5 protein-coding genes are annotated in these 2,632 nt (G+C 38.2%); 2 read left to right on the top strand and 3 right to left on the bottom strand.

Annotated features, from left to right (window positions below; translation table 11 throughout):
- Window positions 1-99: 99 nt before the first annotated feature.
- Window positions 100-1,062, bottom strand: coding sequence for a MalY/PatB family protein (locus CP355_RS09650; protein WP_233187035.1), 963 nt, complete (start codon window positions 1,060-1,062; stop codon window positions 100-102).
- On the bottom strand, window positions 1,031-1,306 hold the full coding sequence (locus CP355_RS10685; RefSeq protein WP_233187036.1) for a hypothetical protein: 276 nt from the start codon (window positions 1,304-1,306) through the stop codon (window positions 1,031-1,033). The genes CP355_RS09650 and CP355_RS10685 overlap by 32 nt, the downstream gene beginning before the upstream one ends.
- A gap of 90 nt (window positions 1,307-1,396) precedes the next feature.
- On the opposite strand from CP355_RS10685, the gene CP355_RS09655 reads away from it, so the two are divergent.
- Both CP355_RS09655 and CP355_RS09660 read left to right on the top strand, forming a co-directional pair.
- Window positions 1,397-1,675, top strand: a complete 279-nt coding sequence (locus CP355_RS09655) for a hypothetical protein (RefSeq protein ID WP_098044429.1) — start codon at window positions 1,397-1,399, stop codon at window positions 1,673-1,675.
- Window positions 1,676-1,740: 65 nt separating this feature from the next.
- Entirely contained in the window at window positions 1,741-2,124 is a 384-nt protein-coding gene (locus CP355_RS09660) for an SLAP domain-containing protein (RefSeq protein ID WP_255406621.1), read from the top strand.
- Window positions 2,125-2,272: 148 nt separating this feature from the next.
- Here the strand turns inward: CP355_RS09660 and CP355_RS09665 are convergent.
- Window positions 2,273-2,632, bottom strand: a 360-nt coding sequence (locus CP355_RS09665; RefSeq protein WP_143468937.1) for an RNA-guided endonuclease TnpB family protein, incomplete at its 5' end; no start/stop codon positions are given.

Here is a 2,632-nt window from a genome sequence, read left to right on the forward strand (position 1 = left end):
TCTAATCTATCAAGCAGCTTGATTAAAAGTGTTCAATTTATTATTGCAATTTACGAGAATATCAATTTGAATATTCTTTGCCTTTTAATTTTGTCGTTCTTACCATTCTGCATTAAAAACATATTTGTCCATGCGTTTAAATGCATCTTCGATGCGAGAAGTTGGTGAAGCTAAGTTTAATCTAATTGAAGTTGGACCTTGAAATAGTCCACCATCTTGCCAGCCGATGCCGTAATCCCAACCACGTTCAAGTAACTCAGTTTGCGTTTTATCATGTTCTTTAAGCCAATCCGTGCAATCGAGGAACATCATGTAAGTTCCTTCGGTCTTAAAGGTTGAAACTCCATCGAAATGCTTAGTTACATAATCGTAAGCTAGATTTACATTTTGAGAAAGAACTGGTAAAAGTTGATTAAGCCAATTATTTCCTTCGTCGCTGTAAGCACCAATTAAAGCATGTTCTGAAAAGACATTCATACTATTGTAAAAAGTCTTTTTACCCACGCTTTGGATTCGTTCACGGATAGGCTTATTGTAAATAACGCTGTAACTGCCAATTAAACCTGCAAGGTTAAAAGTCTTAGATGGAGCGTAGAAAGCAGCAGTGTGCTCTTTAGCCCATTCGCTAACTGATTGGGTAGGAGTGTAATGATGATCATTCATCATTAAGTCAGACCAGATTTCGTCAGAAATTACCCAGACATTATTTCTCTCGTAAACTTCCATTGCCTTAGTGATTTCTTCTTTAGTCCAGACACGACCAGTTGGATTATGAGGATTACAGAAAATCGCAACATGAATTTGATTTTTCTTAATCTTTTTATCCATATCCTCATAGTTCATTCGCCAAGTACCATTTTCATCTTTAATTAAAGGTGAGTGGACGATTTGATAACCGTTGCTTAGGACAGCGTTAGTAAAGCCCATATAGGTTGGCGAATGAAGTAAAACTTTGTCGCCTGGTGCCGCAAAAACTTTTAAGGCAGAAACGACGCCGCCAAGTACGCCGTTTTCGTAGCCAATATCTTCTTTAGTTAAACCTGATACGTTTGTGCCAATCAATGATTGCCTGGTAGTAGGCGTCGCTTGGTTGGAAATAACCAAAGAGGGGAAGCTGGGCACGTTTAATAATTGCTTCTTGAATTGATTTAGCCGTAGGGAAGTTCATATCGGCCACCCACATCGGGATTGTATCAAAGCCTTCTTTTGGTTTTGATGGTGCAAAACCAGGTAATTTTCCTACTGCATCAACGGCCATCGCGTCTTTGCCATGACGATCAATCAATTCTGAAAAATCGTATTTCATCTAATACCTCCATAAAAGTGTGTTGATCTTATTGTAATAGATGAACTAGCAAAATTGTTAATATTTGTTTGATTATGAAAGGAGCTCAAAATGAAATTAAACAGAAAATTTACAATCAGTGTTACTGCAGCGCTTTTAGCTGTTGCGCCAGTAACGGGCGTAGTTAGTCTTCCTAAAACTAATATAGTTTACGCTGCAAGACAGTCTGTTAGTGGCAAAATCAAGGTAACTCAAACTTACGCTAGTTATTTTGCTAACGGCAAGAGACACCCGGTTAAAAAGGGGAAAGTTTTAAAGTATATGGTACACCTAAGTACAAACCGTTTGATCCAGGCAGCTATTATTTTGGTGAACTGCAATACAATTTAGGTAATAGTGGCTTATTATCATCTGACTATGTTAAACAAATTTCTGGCAAAAATTGGATCACAGTCATTAACAATGGCTATTTGTATAATGCAAAAGGAAAGCAACTATCTACTAAGATTAAACGTGGTCAAACTTTAGCTTATACTGGCAAAGTTAAATCAACTAAAAACGGTAAATATTACTTTTATGAAAATAATAAGAAAAAGCGCATCCCTTATTACAAGATCAAAGGACACGAATATTACAAGCTTGGTCGCAATCGTTATGTGAAAGTGGCAGATGTAATTGCTGTTAATGGTAATTATTTAATGACTACTGGTGAGACGACTGGGGGAGTTAAGAACAATAACGTCAGAACTTTCATCAATTCAAATGACTACAGTAATGATTCTACTATGGCACCTAGTGATAAGTACGTCAACTACCCTAGACTGAAGTCTAGGGCTTAGTGGATCGTTAGCTTGCGCCAACCAGAACACCAACTTGCTTAGATACGGACTTGACTTACCAGCAGTAATCTTTTGACTATTGCCGATAGAGGTCGTCTAATTACCAAAGCCTTTTGAGTCCGTGAGTTGCTAGCGGACTGCAGCCTTTCTAGGCTGCCTCTTTTATTTTAGGATTCTGCCACTTGCCTAATCCTTTTTCTAAGATGTTCACGGCCGCATTCCAATCACGAATATGGTGCGTTCGACAGATTGGACAAGTCCATTCCCGATCCTTAAGGGTTAATTTCTTATAACCGTTTTGCCCCATAATACTGCCACATTGATGGCATCTTTGGGTGGTGTACTTAGGATCAATTGTTAGAAATTCTTTGCCATATAGATCTGCCTTATAAGCCAGCATGTTCAGGAAACTACGCCAGCCAACATCAGAAATGGCTTGAGACAAGGCATGATTCTTTAACAGATTTCTGCTTCTTAGTTCCTCGGCAACTACTAAATCGTGGTTTTT

The organism is Lactobacillus sp. UMNPBX4, assembly GCF_002554115.1.
GTDB classification, from domain to species: Bacteria; Bacillota; Bacilli; order Lactobacillales; family Lactobacillaceae; genus Lactobacillus; species Lactobacillus gallinarum.

Excerpts from the sequence above, each read along its gene's own strand:
- CP355_RS10685 (WP_233187036.1), bottom strand. The coding sequence starts at position 1,306 with ATGAAATACGATTTTTCAGAATTGATTGATCGTCATGGCAAAGACGCG.
- CP355_RS09655 (WP_098044429.1), top strand. The coding sequence starts at position 1,397 with ATGAAATTAAACAGAAAATTTACAATCAGTGTTACTGCAGCGCTTTTA.